At 46.9% G+C, this 22,153-nt stretch carries 13 protein-coding genes and 1 pseudogene; 11 read left to right on the forward strand and 3 right to left on the reverse strand.

Annotation, left to right across the window (positions count from 1 at the left end; translation table 11 throughout):
- Positions 1-282 precede the first annotated feature (282 nt).
- From BN93_RS11085 to BN93_RS11095, 3 genes are read right to left on the reverse strand one after another with little or no spacing between them, the layout of a single operon-like run.
- On the reverse strand, positions 283-3,156 hold the full coding sequence (locus tag BN93_RS11085; protein WP_019188387.1) for a PD-(D/E)XK nuclease family protein: 2,874 nt from the start codon (positions 3,154-3,156) through the stop codon (positions 283-285).
- On the reverse strand, positions 3,153-6,401 hold the full coding sequence (locus BN93_RS11090; protein ID WP_394329931.1) for a UvrD-helicase domain-containing protein: 3,249 nt from the start codon (positions 6,399-6,401) through the stop codon (positions 3,153-3,155). Before BN93_RS11090 ends, BN93_RS11085 begins: the two co-directional genes overlap by 4 nt.
- Before the next feature lie 21 nt (positions 6,402-6,422).
- Positions 6,423-8,441: a DUF5686 family protein gene (locus BN93_RS11095; protein ID WP_232211174.1), complete on the reverse strand. Its 2,019-nt coding sequence runs from the start codon at positions 8,439-8,441 to the stop codon at positions 6,423-6,425.
- Between the two features lie 1,180 nt (positions 8,442-9,621).
- Between BN93_RS11095 and BN93_RS11105 the strand changes: the two genes are divergently transcribed.
- The 11 genes and pseudogenes from BN93_RS11105 (at position 9,622) to secG (ending at position 22,143) form a co-directional block, all read left to right on the forward strand.
- Positions 9,622-11,616: a helix-hairpin-helix domain-containing protein gene (locus BN93_RS11105; protein WP_019188391.1), complete on the forward strand. Its 1,995-nt coding sequence runs from the start codon at positions 9,622-9,624 to the stop codon at positions 11,614-11,616.
- A gap of 280 nt (positions 11,617-11,896) precedes the next feature.
- On the forward strand, positions 11,897-12,628 hold the full coding sequence (locus tag BN93_RS11115) for a DUF6630 family protein (RefSeq protein WP_019188393.1): 732 nt from the start codon (positions 11,897-11,899) through the stop codon (positions 12,626-12,628).
- 223 nt (positions 12,629-12,851) lie between these two features.
- The gene (locus tag BN93_RS11120) at positions 12,852-14,591 is read left to right on the forward strand and encodes a bifunctional metallophosphatase/5'-nucleotidase (protein WP_019188394.1); all 1,740 of its coding nucleotides are present in this window, start codon (positions 12,852-12,854) and stop codon (positions 14,589-14,591) included.
- A gap of 121 nt (positions 14,592-14,712) precedes the next feature.
- On the forward strand, positions 14,713-15,492 hold the full coding sequence (gene nudC, locus BN93_RS11125) for an NAD(+) diphosphatase (RefSeq protein ID WP_019188395.1): 780 nt from the start codon (positions 14,713-14,715) through the stop codon (positions 15,490-15,492).
- A gap of 159 nt (positions 15,493-15,651) precedes the next feature.
- Positions 15,652-16,707: a 23S rRNA (adenine(2503)-C(2))-methyltransferase RlmN gene (gene rlmN, locus BN93_RS11130; protein ID WP_019188396.1), complete on the forward strand. Its 1,056-nt coding sequence runs from the start codon at positions 15,652-15,654 to the stop codon at positions 16,705-16,707.
- 22 nt (positions 16,708-16,729) lie between these two features.
- The gene (locus BN93_RS11135; protein ID WP_019188397.1) at positions 16,730-17,845 is read left to right on the forward strand and encodes a PdxA family dehydrogenase; all 1,116 of its coding nucleotides are present in this window, start codon (positions 16,730-16,732) and stop codon (positions 17,843-17,845) included.
- Between the two features lie 6 nt (positions 17,846-17,851).
- Positions 17,852-18,883 (forward strand): lysylphosphatidylglycerol synthase transmembrane domain-containing protein, encoded by a 1,032-nt coding sequence (locus BN93_RS11140; protein WP_019188398.1) that lies wholly within the window; start codon positions 17,852-17,854, stop codon positions 18,881-18,883.
- A 237-nt stretch (positions 18,884-19,120) separates the two neighbouring features.
- Positions 19,121-20,383, forward strand: a complete 1,263-nt coding sequence (locus tag BN93_RS11145) for a sigma-54 interaction domain-containing protein (protein ID WP_019188399.1) — start codon at positions 19,121-19,123, stop codon at positions 20,381-20,383.
- Positions 20,361-20,882 (forward strand): LPS assembly lipoprotein LptE, encoded by a 522-nt coding sequence (gene lptE, locus BN93_RS11150; RefSeq protein ID WP_019188400.1) that lies wholly within the window; start codon positions 20,361-20,363, stop codon positions 20,880-20,882. The genes BN93_RS11145 and lptE overlap by 23 nt, the downstream gene beginning before the upstream one ends.
- A gap of 25 nt (positions 20,883-20,907) precedes the next feature.
- Positions 20,908-21,662, forward strand: a pseudogene (locus tag BN93_RS11155) (tetratricopeptide repeat protein).
- 112 nt (positions 21,663-21,774) lie between these two features.
- Positions 21,775-22,143 (forward strand): preprotein translocase subunit SecG, encoded by a 369-nt coding sequence (gene secG, locus BN93_RS11160; protein WP_044260559.1) that lies wholly within the window; start codon positions 21,775-21,777, stop codon positions 22,141-22,143.
- Positions 22,144-22,153: the final 10 nt, after the last annotated feature.

Raw genomic sequence — 22,153 nt, forward strand, 5'->3', positions numbered from 1 at the left:
GGATGCTTACCCTACTACCTGTGTAAAGTATCTCCACGAAGTTGCCCGAACCATGGTCCTGCTTGCCGACGAAACAGGAGATGCTGACGAAGGAATGTATCGGGAAGTAGTGATAACTGCAGTACACACAACCTCTCCGTCTGCCTTTACGGCCGGGCGATGACGGAGAGATAAGAGCCTGCGCCACTAGGCGCACTTCAAACATTTTAACCCAAATCAGTTTGTTAAAGGCCGTCTTTTAGCCTTTTACTAAACAACTGATTTGGGCTAAAATAACTTTTCTTATTGATAGCACACCTGCCGATAGGGGCAACGCGTGCATCGTTCCCTATCTTCGGTGGGTTCGAACGGGCGGTTTCTGTCGAAAATTTCTTCCAAGAGCGACTGCAAACCCGCCCAAAACTCATCGCGATATGTGGCCACATCGTCTACGCGTTCTTTGCCTAGGCGCAACACTGGGTCGTTTTCTTCGGTCGATGCCTGCTGAATAAACAACAAGGCTGGACTAACGGGCAGTTCCTGCGCATTCCAAAAGGCCGAATCGCGCACAATCGAGGCGTAAAGGAATGTCTGAAAGAAATAGTCGGCGTGGTTCTTGGTCACCTTTTCGCCCGAGAATATGTCCTCAAAAGTGGCAACTCCCGTCTGTGGTTTCCGCCCAGTCTTGTAGTCCACCACACGGATTACCTTCCCCACACCCTCGTCCACTTCGTCCAACCGGTCTACATAACCACCTATTTTCAAGGGGTGTTGCTTGCCGTCTACATAAAAAGGCACGTCGTTATACACCTGCTTTTCCATTGCCAGTATGCGGAAAGGCGTCAAGGCGAGGTCCATCTGCAACAGTTTCTTCAAGTAAGAGATAATCACTCCGCGATTAATCAGCTGCAACCCATTGTATTCTGGCCGCTGATTGGTGTTAGACACCTTAAACAATTCTTCGTTAAACGCCCTATCCACAACGTGCTGCAAGGCCGACTTGTCCGCAAGAAAATCCTTAATGGCGCGGTCGGTAACGGTCGAATTGGCATCCATCAGCTGCTCGTAAATTAGCTGAGAGCTTTTATGGAAGATGTTGCCAAAGGTTCTGTTGTCAATATCGTCGGTTTCATCGTCACTTTCTTTCAATCCAGCCACGATGTTATAGAAGAACAATAGTTGGCAACGCAGGTAGCGATTGATGGCCGTTGGCGACAGCTTTTCAAGTTTCAGCATCTCTTCCATGATGCTTTGCGTTTTCCTAACGGCGTGCGGCTGCAACACATTGGGCGTTTGTCCGGCCTGTAACGATAGTCGTTCAATCTGATGACCGCTCTCAACAAGCATTTGCAACATAAAGCGGCTCATCTCTCCCGTGTGTCCGTCTTCGGTTGAATTGTTATATAATATGGTGACGTTCTTCGCACGTTGCAACAGTCGGTGGAAGTAATAAGAATAGATAGCCACCTTGTGGTCTACGGTTGTAAGCCCGTGCGCCTTGCGTATCGAATAAGGAATAAACGAGGCATCGTTAACACCTTTGGGCATGTTGCCTTCGTTGCACGACAGCAACAAAATGTTGTCGAAATCCAAGTTACGGGTTTCTAACACGCCCATTACTTGCAAACCTACAACAGGTTCGCCGTGGAAAGGAATGCTAGTGGCCTGCACCAGCTGTGTAATCAATCGCAACAAGGTTATCAAATCTACCGAGAGGTCGCCCGAAATAATCAACTCGTGCAAGCGGTTAAACAAGGTGTACATCCTATATATGGCCTCTTTCATTAGGTGGTCGTTGGTTTCTTGTGTGCTCGTGCCCACACATTTCAGCAATTGCAACACCCAGGCCACCAGCTTAGCATGGTAGGTTTGCACATCTTCAACACCGTCTTCTAAGTTGGCAAACAACAAGGACAAGCCTTCATCTATGGCCAAGTCTTGCCTTAACGGATAATAGGTGTGATGTTCTTCGAGCGTGGCCAGCAGTTTACTGCAATTCTCCGAGAGAAAAAGGCTATACGGATGCCTAAGCACTGGCCGCACATATTGTAGCCTATAACGCCCCGAACTCTTGGTGTAGCCGGCGGTTTGCAAGGAGATGAGCGCATTGACAAACGAAAAAACGGGCGACTGCGCCAAGGGAAAGCCCGTGGTGATGTTCACGTTCTCTACCTGTGGAGGCAAGCTATGCACCACGGTTTGCAGCAAGTTCTCGCCGCACAGCACCACAGCCGTCTTTCGTCCTGCCTGAACAAAGGCGTCGTTTTGCAGCCAATGCCCCACAAAGCGAGCCTGAATGGTTTCTGTGGAGGCCGACACGAACTGCATTTTTTTCTCTTGGCGGAAGTTGTCGTATATCTCTTCATCGCGGTTAAACAACTCGTTGGGAAAAGCATCGAGGTATTGACGGATGTAATGTCCAGCCTCGTTGTTGGCCCCTTCCATGTAATAGCGGTCGAAATCCCAATAAAACTTGGCCTTACCTGCCTTTTCCAGTCGGGCAAACAGTTTCTGTTCTACCTTCTGCAACATGTTGAAACCCACAAACACATAAGCCTCTGCATCGAAACTCACGTTCTCGTTACAGGCCACTTCACGATAAAGTGCACCCTCGTAGGCTAGCCCTTCTTCTTGCAGATGGGCGTTATACCTATTATATATGTCGCCAAAATTTTGCCATAACTGCAAGAAACGTTTCTTCAACTCCGAGTTATAATCGTCAGAGAAGTTACTGAAAAAGCGTTTCAGTGCCTCTCGTTGTTCGTCGGTAAGGTATGAAACATCGTCCAGTTCGTGAATGTTGCTCAGGTTTCTAAACACGTCTGCGGCATCGGCCAGGTTCTTGTCAATGTCGTCGAAATCGCTTAGCATCAGCATTCCCCAACCATAAAAGTGGTCGAGCGTTTCGGTCGAGCCCGTGCATTGAACGTAAATGCGATAAAGGTCGCACACCAGTTTGATGTCGTCGGCCACTATTCGTTCACTCCTAACACGAAACAACTGGCTGATGGTGGTGCAAACGGGACTCCATAACGGTCCATCTGCCATGCGTGCCAGATGCTCGTTAAGGAATAAGGATGCGCGTTTGTTGGGGAAAACAAGCGTTACGCGCGACAGGTCTGTGCCAAATTTCTTCAACAAGTCTTCGGCAACGTATTCTAAAAAAGTCTTTCTCATTTCACTTCCTCAATCTTATTACTGTAAACATACCACAGATAGCCACTTACTTGCTTATAACCCATCGTTTCTAGCAAGGCCATGTAACTGGCCACTTGTGCGTGGTGTTCTTCCTTGGGCTTGCCAAACTTAAAGTCGATAACCCGCATTTCCTCGCCATTTGTTATCACGCGGTCAGGACGGTGCGTCACAACAGCGTTGGTAACAGGGTCTACCGATAGTATGGAACATTCGTTAAACAGTTTCCAACCATCCGAAAACCACTCTTTTACGCGCTTATCGGCAAAGCGTTTGTTCAACATCTCTATCAGTTTTTCTTTGGTTAGGTCGCTATCGTATAGCACACCGTCTTGCTCCAACTGCCTTAACACGTTGGGCACATCGGCTAATGTACGTATCTGAGCAAACACCGCGTGCAGCACACGGCCCAGTTTGATGTAGTTGTTTTGTTGAGCGTTGTCGTCTTCTCCACCGATAAAGTCCGAACTTTTGTTGCTCTGTAAGAACTGGGCCTTGCTCTCGTACACCTTCACATCAAAGGTAAAGGGCGATGGAATGGTGTTAAATACGTTGTCGGATTTGCCTTTCGCCTTCTCCTCCGCTGTGTCTATGGATAAGGTTCCGTACTTAAATTCCAAGTCTTCTTCGGCTGTTGTTTCAAGCGTACTGCCTGGCAACATGCCCGTTAGCTGTTCGATACATTGCCCAATAACAGCAGAACGACTGCCCGCTTTGTCTTTTTCGCCCATCACAAAGAGGTTTCGGCCTGCCCTTGTGAACGCCACATACAGCAAGTTCATGTTGTCTACTATCGTTTGTAGATGCTCGTGCAGGTAGTCTTTCTCGTAAACCGACCCCATTAGTTGTTTGGGATAGAGGTCTACGGGCACCAACGGCAAGGCGTTGAACGGTGGTTCGTCGGGCTGACACCATAGCGTTCCACCCGTTCTCTCCAACTGCCAGTCGCAGAAAGGCACGATGGTATGGGCAAATTCCAGTCCTTTACTCTTATGAATGGTAAGTAACCGCACGCCGTTAAGCTCGTCACTCTGTATGGCACGGTCCTTCATGTCGTTCTCCCATTCGTCGATTACAGCGTTTAGGTCGGCCGAATTGTCCACCAAAAACTTGTTCAGCCTATCGTAGAAGGTGCAGATGTATGCACTTTGTTCCGACAATCGTTCTAGCTGAAAAGCCTGATACACCTCTTCAACGATGTTGAATATGGGCATGGCCATTAGTTGTTGGTGGTTGTTCCAGAACTTGTTGGGCAGAAAACTGGCCACATCGGCATCGCGTTTAAGCATTTCGCGGTCGCCAATGGCATTGCCCAAGATGTGCGTTTGATAAGTGGTGGCCAGGTTAGCTTGCAGCAAACGGTCGGCAGGATTGGCCAAAACGCGCAGTGCACCCATGATAATTTGCACGGCAACAGAGGCTTGCAGCTTAAAGCCTTCGTCCGAAACCAATCGCACTTCGGGCAAATGCACCATCATATAGTCGGCAATAAGTGCGATAGAATTGTTGTTTCTTACCAATATGGCCACGTCTTTGGGCCTTGCTCCTTGCTCCAACAGGTTCTTTATCGTGTGGCATATCTTGGCCAGGATACGCTGTTCGCAATCGTCCTTGCTCAGAAGGCATACCTCAACCCTACCCTTCTGCTCCTTACTAGTGGGCACCAACTGTTTCACGTCTTGGTAAGCCACCTGCATTTGCTGCGCTCCCGTTGGGCTTTTCTCCTCCAACTCGTGCTGTTCGATGGCACATGCCGCCTCGAAAAATGCGTTGTTAAAGTCAACGATGTTGCGCTCCGAGCGATAGTTGGTGGTCATTCGCTCAATTTTAAAGGCATGCGGCGAGCCTGCAAATTGCTTTTCAATCTCGTTCAGCAGTCGCCAGTCGCCCGAACGCCATCTGTATATGCTTTGTTTCACGTCGCCCACAATCAAGCTTTGCGATTGGTTGTGGCTCATACACTCTTGCAACAGCACCTTAAAATTGGCCCATTGCACCGTGCTTGTATCTTGAAACTCGTCAATCATGATGTGTTCGAGTTGTGTTCCTATCTTCTCGAAGATAAAAGGCGAGTCGCTATCGTGTATCAGGGCGTGCAAAAGGGTTTGCGTGTCGCTCAACAAAAAGCGGTTCGACTGCTCGTTAAGTTCGCGCACCTGCGTTTCTATCTTGTCCAAAAGGCGCAGTTGATCCAGGTGGCGCAAGGTAAGCTTGGCCGATTTAAGCAGTTTCACCTGCTCTTTACGCAGCTTTTCCGAGTCGTTCAAATAGTCGAACAGCACGTTTCTCACCACGGTTAACGCATGTCCATCGCCGTTCTGCTCTTTCTTTCCCACCCAGGCGTTGGGGGCTTCAAGGGCGTCGAGCACACGCTTGGTTAGCAGCTTGTCGTCTTCTACCTGCCCATTTTTCAACTTCATGAAGTAACCGCAAACGCCCTTCTCCTTATAAGAAAAGTCGGCAACCAACAATTGGTTTTCTTCCAACAGCTGTTCAAACCCTTCGCCAATGCCAACAAGCTTGTGTTCGGCCGCTTTTGCCAATGCCCTCATGGTTTTAACGTAACTGTCAAACGCCTCTTCGTTGACCATTAGTGCGCTCAATTGTTTTCTGTTGTCTTTGTAAACATCCTTAAAGATGTTCTCGCCAAAACGCTTTATCTGCCCAATCACATTCCAACTCTTATCGTCGGCGATGTTCTGTTGGATGTATTCCATTATCCATTTCAGCACCTTGCTGTTAGGACTAAGCTCTTCTATCAGCTTATCTACGGCTTGTTGTTCCACCTGACTATCATTCAAGCCCACATGCAAGTTAGCGGTGAGATCCAATTCACGTGCTAAGTTTCGCAAAACAGCTTGGAAAAAGGTGTCGATGGTTTCAACTCTAAAATAGTTGTAATTGTGTAACAGGTTGCTCAAAGCCGTTCCTGCCTGTTGCGAGGCATACTCTGGACTGATACCTAGTTCGTTCGTAATCTTGTCTAGGTAGCCTTTCGAACTGGGCAAAAGTTTCCAAATGCCATAAAGCTGGCTCAAAATGCGCAACTTCATCTCTTCGGTGGCCTTGTTGGTAAAGGTCACGGCAAGTATGTTTCGGTAGCTATGCGGATTGTTCAGCAGTATCTTGATGTAGTTCACCGCCAAAGTGAACGTCTTTCCGCTACCTGCGCTTGCCTTATAAACGGTTAATGGGGTATGCATAGTGTTATATGTTTTCTTGGAAATATAAAGTTTGCGATGTTTTCTCTACCAATGTCGAAACAGTTCAAATCCGAATTTCAAGCCAAAGCCATCGAATTTCCAGTTACGATTGGAGACAAATGCACCAATACTAAAAAGCCTTGTGGTAAAGCCGTAGCCGCATTCAAGGTATGGGTGCAATGATTTAACGCTCAGTGCACTTACATAGATGCGTTCCATCTCTATGTAATGCCCCACCAAGGGCAGCCAACTCACGGCCAATAACGGTGTTTCGTAAGTGAAATTACCGCGCACATAATAGTTCGAGGCATTGTACCTGCTTGCGTTAAGCAGTTCGAATTCGCCCGTCCAACCATCGTTCCACCCTCCTGGGATGGTGTTCTCGCGAAAGTTGGAGTAGTCGAGAAAGTAAGAAGAACGTCCCTTTTGCGTATAGAACCCTGTGCCAAGGCGCATGGATAAGGCGCGAAGTCGGGACAGGCGAAGAAGGTATTGTCCATCTATTTCCCATCGTTCGTAAGAGGTGTTCGACTTAAACGCATGGGGTAAGCTGCGCTCGTAGTCGATGATGAATATCGGTCCTTTCCATCCCAAAGGGCGTATAGACAGTTCGAAGGAAGGGGCGAAAGACCGAAATACCACAGGGAAGGACAACAACTCGAAGGCCGAGGGGTCTAATGGTTTGCGCTTGTGGAACACAAAGCCAACACGCAAGCCCCATTTCGAGGAGAAATCGATGTTGGTATCGAACTTCATATAGCGGTCGGTAAACTGATATAGGTCCTTGCCAATGTCGAAAAACTTACTTAATAGCGACTCCGACACGCGGTCGGCGATGGTGGAACTGTATATGCGGTTGCCTGTACTCAGTTCAAACCGCGAGTAAAAGTTGCGCTCGCGGTTGTAATAAAACACCACTGGCGCATAAAACGTAATGCGTTTCTCGCGAAAGAAATATCCTGCCTTGAGCTGAACGAACAATGATGTGCGCGGACTGAAGGTGTATCCCAACCTAAAATCGTTCATATAAGTAAACCCACGACTGGGCGAATACTCCATATAAAAGGGATCGAAGGGGGCGTTTAGGCGGAAATAACCTTGATTAGACTTGCCAAAGTCGCTGCCAATGCGGTCTACCAAATAGTCGCCAAGCTTGCGCCAGAACATGCCACGTGGCCTATCGGGTTGGGTTCTCACCGTGTCTTGGCGTATGTCAGCCAGAAATACGGGCTTAAATATTTCTCTTTCAATGCGTGTAAGGCTATCCTTGCGTAGCAAATTAATGGTGAACGCGGGCTTGTTGGGGTACACTTTCGCGCTGTCTATGGGCGAAAGGTCGTAGTTAACGCGGTAAGTGGCCGCCATTTGGTTGCCCATAAACTTGAAGGTGGTGCGCAAGATGCAGCTTCTCACCGCAAGTTTGTCGTGTTCCTTGTCGCCCGTGTCGGTGTCTAGCTCAAAGCGCAGCATGTCGTATTCGCCTTCGGCATGGCAGGTTATCACCCTACCCGTATGCTTTTCAATGATGGCATTGCCCTTAACCAGCTGCGTATTGTCTACCTTGGGCTTGAAACTTAGCAACACAAGACTGTCTGTTTGCGACAAGAACCTTAATTGGTAAAACATTTTGTTGTGCCTATTGAAGGGCGACAAGAGAAACTTGTCTACTAATGTTACATCGTAAAGCTTTGGCGATAGATACTTAATGGCCGGCGGAAGGATGTTTTCGCTGTGAGGAAGTGTGGTGTACGAAACCAGTGTTTGCGTGTTGTGCCCCGCATTTTTGTTATATGTATGCCTTCTTATACTCTCGCCCATAAAGTGCCGCTTGCCACTTCGAGCCAAATCGAACAGGTTTGGCACGGCCATTAACAAAATGTTTTTACGACGAATGTCGATGGTATAACGTGTGTACGAATAGTAGGTGGTGTCGATGGGGCGTGCGTAACAACTGTCGGCGTAGCGATAAATGCGGTTCAGCAACAGGGTGTCTGTTGCTGTCCAAGTCTTGCTTTGGGCCGAAACGCCAATGCACATACCGCAAACAATGATTACATGCCGCATTTTCATTAATGGCAAAGTTAGCGAAAATCAATGAAAAAACGCTGAATTTAAAGGTGAAAAAGTGGTTTAATGGTGAAAGGGTGAAAAGATGAAAAGGCGTTTTAAAGGTGAAAGGGTGAAAAAGTGAAAAGGTGAAAAGATGGCTGCGCCTATTAACTTGTTAACCCGTTAGCTGGTCAACTTGTTAACTTGTCAACTTGACATTTGGTTAACTTGTCAACTTGACATCTGGTTAACTTGTCAACTCATCAACTCATCAATTTGTCAACTGGTTAACTGGTCAACTGGTCAACTCGGTGACTCGTACCCTCGTCAACCATTGTAATCTTTTTGGTATAAATTTTAACATTATGAGTGACTTTTTTGCCAGCGACTGCCCATCTTGCCGCAAAAAATCGATTCTCGCGAAGGTTGGTTTTGATGCAAAAAGGGATTAGGATGTGAATGCGGTAAAATGAATATTTATTTAAAGAAGTCGTCATTTACACCAACTTTTGGGCTATTTATAGCAAAATGTAGTGCAATATGCCGCAAAACGCAGTGCATTTTGGTGCTAAACGCAATGCGTTTTGGTGCTAAATGCAATGCGTTTTGATGCTAAATGCAAGGTAAAATGCCGCTAAACGCAGTGCAAAATGCTGCTAAATGTGAGCCAAAAAGCATAAAAATACAGTCAAATGGCATAAACAAGACCTCTTCGATCCACTAAAATATGGCTCAAATGGGGCAAAACATACATTAAAAAGTGGGGTTTTAGGGGCTAAAAGTGGGGATTTGGGCATGAAAAATTACGAACCTGCAACCAAACTAGAAAGGCAAAATGGTGCAAAATACAGGTGAACTGCTTAAAAATGGACCGAAAAAGAAATCGACAAGACTGAAAACAGCAGCAAAATGTATGCTTAAGAGCATTTGTTTCTTCTAGAATGATGTGCCACACAGAGTGTGTTTTGTAAAATAATAGCACCATATTTAACAAAAAGAAATGACTGAAATATAGTTTGAAAGCGATGCTCATCGAGCGGATTAAGGACAAAGGGTGTGCGTAGTAGTACATGTTGGCCTTGATTTTCTTCACTAAGCAGGGTAAAATCAGTATGAAAACGAAAAAACAACTTGTTTTGCGTACATTACGAACTTTTATGCTTAACTTTGTAAAAACATTCAACTTAATCTATCCATGAAGATACGTTATGTGGCATTTTTGCTTGTTATGATATGCTTTCTCCCATCGTCGGCACAGGACGAAACAAGATGGGAGGAATATTATCAGCGGTGGTTGGAGAACAACGAGCAGATGGAAGAGACCAACGCCGATGCGTATGAAACCTTATCCGATTTGCAAGCACATGCGTTAAACCTAAATACCGCCACGCGCGAAGACCTAGAACGCCTGCCGTTTCTCTCTGCACAGCAGGTGGAAGGCATCTGCGAATACCTTTATCACTATGCACCCATGCGCTCGCTTTCCGAGTTGGCGTTGATAGAAACTATTGATTATGATACGCGACTGTTGTTGCAATGCTTTGTTTATGTGGACGAAGACAAACGTCAAACCTTCCCCACCCTACGCAACATCATCAAGTATGGCAAACACCAAGTGGCCGCCGAAGTGAAATTTCCACTAACAGGCGAGTCGCCTGCAAGCAAAAAGCATTTGGGCTACGATGTTCGTCATTGGCTAAGATATGATTTTCGCCTTGGCGAATACGTCAAGGCAGGACTATTGGCATCGCAAGATGCAGGCGAACCTTTTTTCAGTAATCGCAACAAAGGGGGTTACGACTTTTATTCTTTCTATCTGTTGGTGCGCAAACTTGGCAGGATAAAGGCTGCTACCGTGGGACGTTATCGCCTTCGTTTCGGCATGGGCTTGGTGATAAATAACGATTATGGCTTTGGAAAACAGGCATCGCTGGCCACATTAGGCAGAACAACGGGACATATTCGAGGGCATTCGTCGCGGTGGGAAGGCAATTATTTGCAAGGCGCGGCAGCCACAGTGAACCTCGCTAAGGGGCTAGACCTATCGTTATTTGGTTCGTATAGGCATATCGACACAACCCCAACGAAAGACGGAAACGCCATAAAAACGATATTGAAGACAGGCTATCACCGCACCAAAACCGAACTGGCACACAAACACAACGCCTTGCAAGGTTTGGTAGGTTCTAACTTAAACTTCTTACGCAATGGGTTTCACATTGGGCTAACGGCATTATACACCGAATTTAACCACGAACTGCGCCCCGACACGGCACAAAGATTTCGCAAATATGCAGCCCGTGGCCGACAATTCTATAATGTGGGCATTGATTATGGCTATCTAAGCAGGCGGCTAACGATAGCAGGCGAAACGGCAATAGACAAAAATCAGGCGCTTGCCACCATTAACATGCTCTCCTTCTGCCTATCGTCGAGATTGGATTTAAGGCTTGTTCAGCGTTTTTATACCTATCGTTATCAAGCACTTTTGGCGCAGAGTTTTAGCGAAGGTGGTCGCGTAAACAATGAAAGTGGCCTGTACATTGGTGCAAATTGGCAGCTGGCACAAGGTTGGTTGGTAAGTGCTTATAGCGATTATGCTTATTTTCCGCAACCCCGTTATCGGGTGTCTACCGCATCGACAGCGTGGGACAACATGCTTACCGCCACTTTTGCACGCGGAAATGCAACCTGGACAGCACGTTATCGGTTTAAAGTTAAACAAGAGAATGCGGCTGGTAGCCATCAGGTTATCGACAAGAAGGAGAACCGTTGCCGACTGGCCTACAGCCTAACTGCGGATAATTGGCATGCCAAGATACAGGCCGACGGCGTAATGATACAAGGTAATGGTCTTAAAAGCGGATGGATGACTTGCCTTTGCGGTGGCTGGCAAACGGCCAAAACAAAGCTAGATGCTGTTGTTGGCTATTTCAACACGAACAGTTTCGACACCAGAATTTATACCTACGAACGTGGATTGCGTTATAATTTCCTTTTTCCCTCGTTCTTTGGCAGGGGCTATCGGGCAGCATTGTTGGGACGAGTGGCGATAAACAGCCACCTGCTGCTCTTAGCCAAACTGGGTTATACGCACCGCCTTTATATTCCGAAGGCTAGACCTAACGCCCATTCCACCACACAGAAAGACCAGGCAGATGCCGACTTGCAACTTATTTGGAAACTATAATTTGGGGCCAGACATCACCTCCTTAGCTTATAAGTTGGCCAACAATCAAGCTTATCATGCATATAGCATGCGAAGAGCAGGCCTTTTGCTGTGCACATGGTACATCGATACGGCATTTATGGCACGGCAATATAACGAAATGTCAAAAATTAATCCTATCTTTGCAGCAGGCAAGTGCGATGAGTTCATTTTGTTCGGCAGTTGACAGTGTGCCAGAGATATGGAAACAACATTGACATTGCAAAGCCTTGTTGACATGAACTTTTAAACAGAGAACGATATGAAAGAAAAACTGACGGAAGGGTGTTTCATGCTGGTCCTCATCGCCTTTGTTGTCTTGGGCAGCACAATGGCCGTTGAAATGTTCCAGCAGGGCGCGTGGGTTAAGGGCATAATTGGCGTGTTGGGTGCACTGTTTTTCGGTTTCCCATTGCTTGGTCCGTTTCTCCTCTCTGCGGCACCAGATACGAAACCGTTACCGTTTGTGCCACAGATAGATTTGCCTACGGATAAAGATTCGTTACGTGAACTTGCGAAAAAGCTTGCTGGCGAAGAAGCGGACGTGATGCAGACTGTCGAGGAACTTCTTGAATCGCCCGAAGCTTTTTATTCAGCACAGATTACGCGTGACGGGTGGTACAATGACGCGTATGTCGATATATGGGATATGTATCATGACCAGCCAGACGTGTTGTGCAGCGAGGGACTGCTGTACGTGTTAGCAGAGGCAGAAGTCATTGCCATGTTTGACTGGAAAGAGGGTCTGGAAGAGTTTGTATGGCAGATGACAGACCTGAGAAGGGCGCAGGCAAATAACTTGTCCGTGCCGCAGGAACACTTTGATGAACAAGCAGATATACCTCATTGGTGCAATGCACTCAACGAGCTTTGGCAGCCGTTGGGTTATAACGCGACGTTCATCGACACAGACGGCGACGAATATATTGTGGCTGTTGTGCAGTACACCCCGTCTCCTCCAATTGATGACATTTCGTGCACAACACAAAGTTGATTAAGCTCGTGGAGATTTCGTTCCCTCTTTCTCTTCAATGTTGTTACTGAAATCTTTTGTCTCGTCGAGGCACTCAGCAACTTTCCAACTGCGTTCCGCTCAGGTGTTTTTCATAGTTGTCTTTTAACAAATAGAGACCTTTTGCACTTCTTATGCGTGAACATTTATGCCCCGTTCGTAGGGTATTTTAATTAGATTTTGTACTTTTGCAGTTCGGCTATAAATGTTTAAACAGATGAGAAAAGTATTATTTATGCTCCTAACAGGTTTAAGTCTTTCCCAATATACGCAGGCTCAGAATGTAGAAATCAAGGTAATACAGACGAGCGACGTACACGGAAGTTTCTTTCCTTACGACTTTATCAACCGCCGCGACAAGAAAGGTTCGTTGGCCAGGGTGAGTTCGTATGTAAACGAAATGCGCAAGAAGTATGGCAAGAACGTTATCTTGCTCGACAACGGCGACATTCTTCAAGGTCAACCCACGTGTTATTATTGCAACTTCGTTAAGCCCTCCATGCCCAACTTGGCCGCATCGGTGGTGAACTACATGCAGTATGATGCACAAACGGTGGGCAACCATGACATCGAAACGGGGCATCCCGTATATGATAAATGGATTAAAGAGGTAAAGTGCCCTATCTTGGGAGCCAACATCATCGACACCCGAACAAACAAGCCCTATGTTCATCCTTATACCATCATTAAGCGCGATGGTGTGAAGGTGGCCGTACTGGGATTGCTAACGCCAGCCATTCCCAACTGGTTAAAGGAGAGTTTGTGGACGGGTTTGCGGTTCGACAACATGGTTAAATCAGCCCAATATTGGGTGAAACACATCCAAACAAAAGAGAAACCCGATGTTATTATCGGCCTTTTCCATAGTGGGCGCGAAGGCGGAATACACACCCCCGACTACGATGAGGATGCTTCGCTGACGATAGCACGCGAAGTGGAGGGGTTCGACATCATTCTTTTCGGACACGACCACACCCGTTACGCTGGTTGGATAAAGAGCAATGCAGGCAGAGACGTGCTGTGCCTCGACCCTTCGTGCGATGCTTGCATGGTGAGCGATGCTACTATCAGCGTACGCAAGGCAAAGGGCAAGGTGGTGAGCAAGAAAATAACGGGCGACGTGATAGACATCACAGGGCAGCCCATCGACGAGAAGTATGTGCAACACTTCAAAGCCGACATTGATAGTGTAAACGCTTTTGTGAACAGGAAGATTGGGCGCTTTGAAAGCACGATTTACACGCGCGACTGCTATTTTGGCAGTGCAGCCTTCACCGACTTTATTCACGACCTGCAATTAAAGATAACGGGAGCCGACATTTCGTTTAATGCTCCGCTATCGTTTGACGCACGTATCAACAAGGGCGACGTGTATGTGAGCGACATGTTCAACCTATATAAATACGAAAATCAAATATATGTGCTTAAAATGACGGGCAAAGAGATACGCAACCATTTGGAAATGAGTTACGACCTGTGGGTAAATACGATGAAATCGCCCGACGACCACATCATGCAGATAAGCGAATGGGCCAAGCAAGACCGTCAACGGTTTGGCTTTAAGAACCTGGCTTTTAACTTCGACAGTGCAGCCGGCATCATCTACGAAGTGGATGTGACCAAGCCCGATGGACAAAAGGTGAGGATATTGAGCATGGCCGACGGTACGCCGTTCGACGAAAACCGCTGGTATAAGGTGGCTATGAACAGCTATCGAGGCAATGGCGGTGGCGAATTGCTTACCAAGGGGGCAGGCATTCCGCGCGCAGAGTTGAAGAGCAGGATTGTGTTTGAGAGTGAGAAAGACCAACGTTTCTACCTGATGAACGAGATAGAGAAGGCTGGCGTGATGAATCCGCAGGCACATAACAATTGGAAGTTCGTGCCAGAAGAATGGACTAAGCCAGCCATTGAGCGAGACAGGAAACTTATTTTCGGTAATTAAAACGAAACATTAAAAACGAGTCTTAACACATTATTATATATAGGCAAACCCCACAAGCGTGCTGCAAATGCCGCATGCTTTGTGTGTACGCTTGCAGGGTCTGCCCTTTAATTGAAAGCCAATGAAAAGCCTGTGGTTTGTATTTAAGCAATCGGACCTGCTGCTCGAACAGCTCGATGACCATACGTTCGGCATTCCCTTATCAGACAACCCGCCAACAACCATCAATGCGCAACAGAATGTACATGAGATGGAATGCACACCCGAAGGATTTGCCGTAAAGACGTACGCAATAGACGATACGACAACCATACCCGCCACCTATACCTTCTGCGATTTAAGGCAGTCGTATTATAAACTCCCAAACAATCTCTATCTCATGGCAGGGAAGTGCCGAGAGATAAATTATTGGGATGCACAAACAAAGTTCTGTGGCGTGTGTGGCGGTGCGATGAAGTTGCACACCAACATTTCTAAACGCTGCACAAGCTGTGGAAACGAAGTCTGGCCACAGTTGGCTACGGCTATTATTGTGTTGATATATAAGGGCGACGAGGTGTTGTTGGTGCATGCCAAGAACTTTAAAGGCAACTTCTATGGCCTGATAGCAGGCTTTGTAGAGACGGGCGAATCGCTCGAAGAGGCCGTAGTGCGTGAGGTGAGAGAAGAAACAGGGTTGGAAATAGATTCTCTGCGCTACTTCGGCAGTCAGCCTTGGCCCTACCCCATTGGGCTGATGGTTGGTTTTACGGCGCGATATAAAGGCGGAAACCTTCGCTTACAAGAAGATGAACTGTCGGCAGGCGGATGGTTTCATCGTGAAAGACTTCCGCAAATACCCGAAAAACTAAGTCTTGCACGCAAGCTGATAGACCATTGGTTAGGTCAATTCAGCCAATAAGCAACAAGCTAGATGTGGTCTAAACGAGGGTTTTCATCCCAAAGTAACACGCCACAAGCGGCAAGAAAACGCGCCATTCAACATGCTATCCCAAGAAATTGTAGTAACTTTGCATGGCATTTTTTCAATTGTTGCAACATATTATACATCAGCATATAAATGGATAACCACAAGATTCCACTTCTGGGGCATACGCTCGACGAACTGAAAGCCATTGCCATAGACAACGGACTGCCTGCATTTGCAGGCAAGCAGATGGCCGTTTGGCTATACGACAAGCACGTGGAAACCATCGAAGAGATGACAAACATCTCGAAAACAAATAGGGAGAAACTAGCACAACGCTACGAAATAGGTGCCGCGAAGTTTATCGATGCACAATATTCTAAGGATGGAACCATAAAATATCTGTTCCCAACAGAGAGCGGTAAGTTTGTGGAAACCGTGTATATACCCGACCGCGACCGCGCCACGCTGTGCGTTTCGTGTCAAGTAGGCTGCAAAATGAACTGTCTTTTTTGTCAAACAGGCAAGCAAGGCTTTGAGGGAAACCTAACAGCCAAAGACATCCTTAACCAAATATACGCCCTACCCGAACGGGAAAAGCTGACCAACATCGTGTTTATGGGTCAAGGAGAGCCGATGGACAACCTAGATAACGTGTTGAAAGTAACACAAATACTAACGGCCGATTATGGTTATGCTTGGAGCCCGAAACGCATAACGGTAAGTAGTGTAGGCGTAAAAGGTAAACTCAAACGTTTTCTCGACGAAAGCGATTGCCATGTGGCCATCAGCATGCACACACCCATACCCGAACAGCGTGCTAGCATCATGCCAGCCGAAAAAGGCCTGTCGATAGAAGAGATTGTTGAGCTTTTAAAGCAATATGACTTCACCCACCAGCGCAGGCTTTCGTTCGAATACATCATGTTTGGCGGCTTAAACGACACGCCACTGCATGCACGGCAGTTGGTTAAGCTTGTAGAAGGACTGGATTGTAGGGTGAACCTCATCCGTTTTCACCAAATACCCAATGTGAACTTGAACAATTCGGACGAGAAACGCATGGAAACGTTCAGGGATTATCTAACCAACCACGGCGTGTTCACCACCATCAGAGCCAGCAGAGGACAAGACATATTCGCCGCTTGCGGTCTTCTCAGCACCGCCAAAAAGATTGCAGGCCGAGAAAACAGCGGCGAACACCAATAAATAAAGAACAAAGTAAAAACCTATGGAAGACAATAAACTTCGTATAGCCATAACCCAAGGCGATGCCAACGGCATCGGAATGGAACTTATTTTCAAAACCTTTGCCTCGCCAGAGATGTCCGAACTTTGCACACCCATCATCTATGGGTCGCCCAAAGTTGCGGCTTATCATAAGAAAGCGCTTAACCTGGACGTTAATTTTTCTATCATTCAGCATGCCAGCGAGGCCAAACCCGAACGGCTTAACTTGCTAGCCATCTCGGACGAAGAGGTAAAGATTGAGTTTGGAACGCCCAACGAGGCTGCCGCTGCCTTAGCACGCAAAGCCATAGACAGGGCTGTTGCCGACTGCAAGGCTGGCATTGTAAACGCCATTGTTAACGCCCCGATAAGCGAAAAACACTTCTTCGCCGCCCAAGAACACCCCCTTAGCTTGTCGCAATACATTGCCAAGCAACTAGGCGAAACGGGTGAGACGCTAGAAATGTGGCTCAACGAATGCTTGCGCATCACTACTCTTTCGGGCGAATTGGCCATAAAAGACGTGGCTAACGAAATAACGAAAGAGCGAATTGAAAGCACAGTGCGCCTATTGCACAACTCGTTGCGCCGCGATTTCATGATTTCCATACCACGAGTAGCAGTCTTGGCACTGAACCCTACACTGGAAGACCAGCCTTGCAAGGAAGAACAAGAGGTGATAGCACCAGCCATCAAGCAACTTATTGCCGAGGGATACACGGCCTTTGGTCCTTATCAAGCCGACAGTTTCTTTGGCAATAGAGAGTTCGACACTTTCGATGGCGTGCTAGCCATGTATCACGACCAAGCAATGATTCCCTTTAAAGCCCTTTCGTGCGAGGGTGGCGTAAGGCTTATCACAGGACTTTCTGCCGTCGTTACCTCAACCGATGATGAGGCGTTAGACGTAAAGGCTGGGCAAGGCGTAAGCAACGAAATGGCTTTTAGGCATGCTATCTACTTGGCCTTAGATGTATTTAGGAATAGAAAAGCATACGACCAGCCTTATAAGAACCCACTGAAAAAGCTCTATCACGAGAAAAGAGACGAGAGCGACAAGGTGCGTTTCAACGTGACGAAAAAGAAAGAGGGCAACGAAGAGCAGCAACCTAAATAAAAAGGGATGAAGAAGAAATATCAAAACGGCTTTTTCATCTTTGGCTTGGTGCTGCTCGGCATCATGGTAACGCAACTAGACTTTGCCGAAGTATGGCGTGGATTAAAACACACAGGCTATTGGTTCTTTGCTGTTCTGGCTCTTTGGATGGCTCTGTACGTACTCAACACCTCGGCTTGGTACATCATTATTAAAGCCGGACAAGGACAAGAAACGGCGCATCCAACTACAAACAACAGCCGCATTAACTTTTGGTGGCTGTACAAAGTTACAGTTTCGGGCTTTGCCTTAAACTATGCTACACCTGGTGGGTTAATGGGTGGAGAGCCCTATCGCATCATGTCGCTTGCGCCAAAGATAGGTACCGAGCGGGCATCCTCTTCGGTTATACTCTACGCCATGACGCATATTTTCAGCCATTTTTGGTTTTGGCTTGTCTCGATAGCCTTGTTTTTCATCACCCAGCCACTCACATTTGGCCACCTCACCATTGTTCTGGCCAGCTTGGTGTTTTGCTTTTTTGGGCTTTGGTTCTTCATGATAGGCTATCGCAAAGGGCTTGCGTTCAGGGCAATGCGCCTACTTAGCCACATTCCATTTGTTAAACGTTGGGCGTTATCGTTCATCGAGCGGAACAAACAGCAGCTAGACACAGTAGACCAGCAGATTTCTGCGTTGCACAAACAAAACCGTACCACCTTTGTTACGGCCGTATTGCTGGAACTAAGTTGCCGCATCATCTCTGCACTAGAAATTTATTTCATCCTTTTAGTCATCATGCCCGATGTCAATTACGTAGAATGTATACTGATATTGGCCTTTACCAGCCTTTTCGCCAACCTGCTTTTCTTCATCCCTTTGCAGCTAGGCGGGCGCGAAGGAGGTTTCCTCATGTCGGCTTCGGGCCTAGGTATTGCATCTAGTTCAGGCATATTTGTTGCTTTAATTGTGCGTGTAAGAGAGTTAATATTTACGGGCTTAGGACTTCTTTTAATTAAGTTCGACCGTTCTACGCCCAACGCCGACCTTCCCAAATAGCTCCATCAGCAAAGTCGTTACAACATTTTATCAGTCTGATTTCGTGCTTTTTAACGGTTGCAAAAACGCGAAATGAATGTTAACAAGCTTATAGGTATATGAAGACTTGAAGGCTTTAAGAGCACAGAAAGTTACAAGCTCACAGGCACAGAAACTTAAAACAATAATGCCGAAATTCGTTAATCTTCCATATTTCTGCCTTTTCTTCGGCTATTTTTTCGTAACTTTGTTGCTCCTATGAATACGACGGAACTACAAAAGATAAAACAACGGTATAACATCGTGGGCAACTGCGATGCCCTGAACCATGCCTTAGACGTTGCCATGCAGGTTGCGCCAACAGATTTGTCGGTACTAATCATAGGCGAAAGTGGCGTAGGAAAGGAGATAATCCCACGCGTTATTCACGACAACTCACCCAGAAAACGCGAGAAGTATTTCGCAATTAACTGCGGTTCGATACCCGAAGGCACCATTGACAGCGAACTTTTCGGTCACGAAAAGGGTTCGTTCACGGGTGCTATCGGCGAAAGCGAGGGCTATTTTGGCGTTGCCAACAACGGTACGATATTCCTCGACGAGGTGGGCGAGCTGCCTATGGCCACGCAAGCAAGACTTCTTCGCGTGCTAGAAACGGGCGAATACATCAGAGTTGGCGGTCAACGCATCATGAAAACCAACGTGCGCATCGTAGCCGCTACCAATGTGAACATGCGAAAAGCCATCAGTGAAGGGCGATTTAGGGAAGATTTGTTCTATCGACTGAACACCATCCCCATACAAATGCCACCTTTACGCGACCGCGGAAACGACATCATCTTGCTTTTCCGCCTTTTCGCCATGCAGATGGCAGAGAGGTATAAGCTGCCCAGGATATCTCTGACGGAAGATGCAAAGGCCTTGATGCTGAAATATAAATGGCCTGGGAACGTGCGACAACTTAAAAACATCACCGAACAAATATCCATTTTAAGTCGCGAACGCGAGATAGACGCCACGCATTTACAGAAGTTCATACCACAAGACCCAGAGAGCACGCAGCTTGCGCCCGTTTCTTCTACGGGTTCACACTCGTATGAAAGCGAACGCGAATTGCTCTATAAGATACTCTACGAACTTCGGGGTAATGTGAGCGACCTACGCAGAGAGGTGTCGGGACTGAGAAAAAGACTAGACGATAGTGTTGCCTTAGGTGCAGAATTGCCTGGTTACTCTTCGTCTATCGCCGCTTTGAACACGAAGAATTACGACACATCCCCCACCCTAGCCTCCATTCAGCCCACACAACAAGCTCCCCTTACGAATGGATTTGTTGAGGCCGAAGAGATAAATGAGGCCGACAACGAAAGCCTAAACCTAAACGACTTAGGCCGGCAAATGGTGGAGAAAGCCCTTGAAAGGAACGGAGGAAACAGAAAGAAAGCTGCCATAGAGCTTGGCATATCAGACCGAACATTGTATAGGAGAATAAAGCAATATGGATTGGAAAGCAGTAAATAGGCTGGCATTAACGCTCGCACTCGGCACTTGCGTGCTGTGGGCATGCTCCGTTTCGTACAAGTTTAACGGAGCCAGCATTGATTACAGCAAGACGAAAACCATACAGATTGCCGAATTTCCCAACCGAAGTAGCTACGTATGGGGACCTATGGCACCCATGTTCAACAACCAATTGAAGGACATCTTTGCCAACCATACACGCCTAACGCAGGTTAAACGAAATGGCGACTTGCGTATAGACGGCGAAATTCTGCAATATTCGCAGCGCAACAAGTCGGTGTCGAGCGAAGGATATTCGGCACAAACGGAACTTTCCATGACGGTTAACGTGCGTTTCACCAACACAAAGAACCAAAAGGAAAACTTTGAACGCCAGTTCACCGCTAGCGCAACATACGAAACAACCTTGCCTTTAAGTGCCGTGCAAGAGCGCTTGGTGAGGGAAATGGTGAAAGACCTAACAGACCAAATATTCAATGCCACTGTGGCTAATTGGTAAAGCCACGGAACTAACAACGCAAATGATGAATTTAACGCAACTTATCAATCATCCCGAAGTGCTAGACAAGGAGACGCTCTACGATCTCCGAAGCATCGTTGCGCTACATCCGTATTATCAGCCTGCAAGGTTGATGATGCTGCAAAACCTTTATATTCTGCACGACCCCACTTTCGACGAGGAGCTTAGGCGAGCATCGGTATATCTCACCAACCGCAATGTGGTGTTCGAAATGATTGAGGCCTCACACTATAAGCTCAAAACGGAAGACCGCCGAACAAAGCGGCAAGAGCAGACCGACGGCAACGAGAGTCGCACAATATCGCTTATCGACAATTTCTTAGACTCGCTGCCCGAAGACAAAGAGCAGGAAACGCAGAAAAGTCGCCGCAAACCTACACCTGCTGATGCTGCAATAGACTATGTGTCTTATTTGCTCGAAATAGAGTCGGAAGAACATGCTGAGCCCCAAGAGGCTCCACAACTGAAAGGGCAAATGCTCATAGACAACTTCATTTTTAATGAAGGAGGGAAGATTCAACTGAAAGACGAGCCCGAATTTACGCCCGTTGTAGAAGACAATACGACCACGACAACAGCAACCGAAGGCGATGGATATTTCACTGAAACATTGGCAAAGATATACATTCGCCAAGGAAAATTTGAGAAGGCACTTGAAATTATTAGGCGACTAAATTTGAATTATCCAAAAAAAATGTTTACTTTGCAGACCAAATACGTTTCTTAGAGAAATTGATAATAAACAATAAAAACAAATAGAAAGGTGATTTTTATCCTTTTTGTAGTAGTTGTCGTCGTAGCTGACCTGCTAATAGTCGGCAATAAATAACAAAAGATAGATAATAAAATAAATAACAAAAACAAATAGAAAATGATTTACAGTCTTTTTGTAGTACTTATCGTCATCGCAGCTGTGCTGATGATTGCCATTGTACTCATTCAAGAGTCGAAAGGTGGAGGCCTTTCGTCGCAATTCTCTTCGTCGAACTCTATCATGGGTGTACGCAAAACAACCGATATTGTTGAGAAAACCACATGGGGATTGGCTATCGCTATGGTTGTGTTTAGCGTTGTTTGTGCATACGTTGCGCCCAAATCGTTAGCTGAAACGAGCGTTCTCGAAAAATCAGCAACCGAAACGCAAACCACAAATCCCAACACCACACCAGGTTTTGGCGCAGGTTCGCAAGCCCCTGCTGCACCAAGCACGCCTGCTCCCGCTACACCAGTGAAGAAATAAGTAAGCATCC

The sequence above is a fragment of the Prevotella conceptionensis 9403948 genome, from assembly GCF_000312305.1.
GTDB lineage: Bacteria > Bacteroidota > Bacteroidia > Bacteroidales > Bacteroidaceae > Prevotella > Prevotella conceptionensis.

Bases quoted from the DNA above. Each gene is read 5' to 3' on its own strand.
- BN93_RS11145 (WP_019188399.1), top strand. From the start codon at position 19,121: ATGAATACGACGGAACTACAAAAGATAAAACAACGGTATAACATCGTG.
- BN93_RS11120 (WP_019188394.1), top strand. From the start codon at position 12,852: ATGTTTAAACAGATGAGAAAAGTATTATTTATGCTCCTAACAGGTTTA.
- BN93_RS11105 (WP_019188391.1), top strand. From the start codon at position 9,622: ATGAAGATACGTTATGTGGCATTTTTGCTTGTTATGATATGCTTTCTC.
- rlmN (WP_019188396.1), top strand. From the start codon at position 15,652: ATGGATAACCACAAGATTCCACTTCTGGGGCATACGCTCGACGAACTG.
- BN93_RS11115 (WP_019188393.1), top strand. From the start codon at position 11,897: ATGAAAGAAAAACTGACGGAAGGGTGTTTCATGCTGGTCCTCATCGCC.
- nudC (WP_019188395.1), top strand. From the start codon at position 14,713: ATGAAAAGCCTGTGGTTTGTATTTAAGCAATCGGACCTGCTGCTCGAA.
- BN93_RS11135 (WP_019188397.1), top strand. From the start codon at position 16,730: ATGGAAGACAATAAACTTCGTATAGCCATAACCCAAGGCGATGCCAAC.
- BN93_RS11085 (WP_019188387.1), bottom strand. From the start codon at position 3,156: ATGAGAAAGACTTTTTTAGAATACGTTGCCGAAGACTTGTTGAAGAAA.
- BN93_RS11140 (WP_019188398.1), top strand. From the start codon at position 17,852: ATGAAGAAGAAATATCAAAACGGCTTTTTCATCTTTGGCTTGGTGCTG.
- lptE (WP_019188400.1), top strand. From the start codon at position 20,361: ATGGATTGGAAAGCAGTAAATAGGCTGGCATTAACGCTCGCACTCGGC.
- BN93_RS11095 (WP_232211174.1), bottom strand. From the start codon at position 8,441: ATGCGGCATGTAATCATTGTTTGCGGTATGTGCATTGGCGTTTCGGCC.
- secG (WP_044260559.1), top strand. From the start codon at position 21,775: ATGATTTACAGTCTTTTTGTAGTACTTATCGTCATCGCAGCTGTGCTG.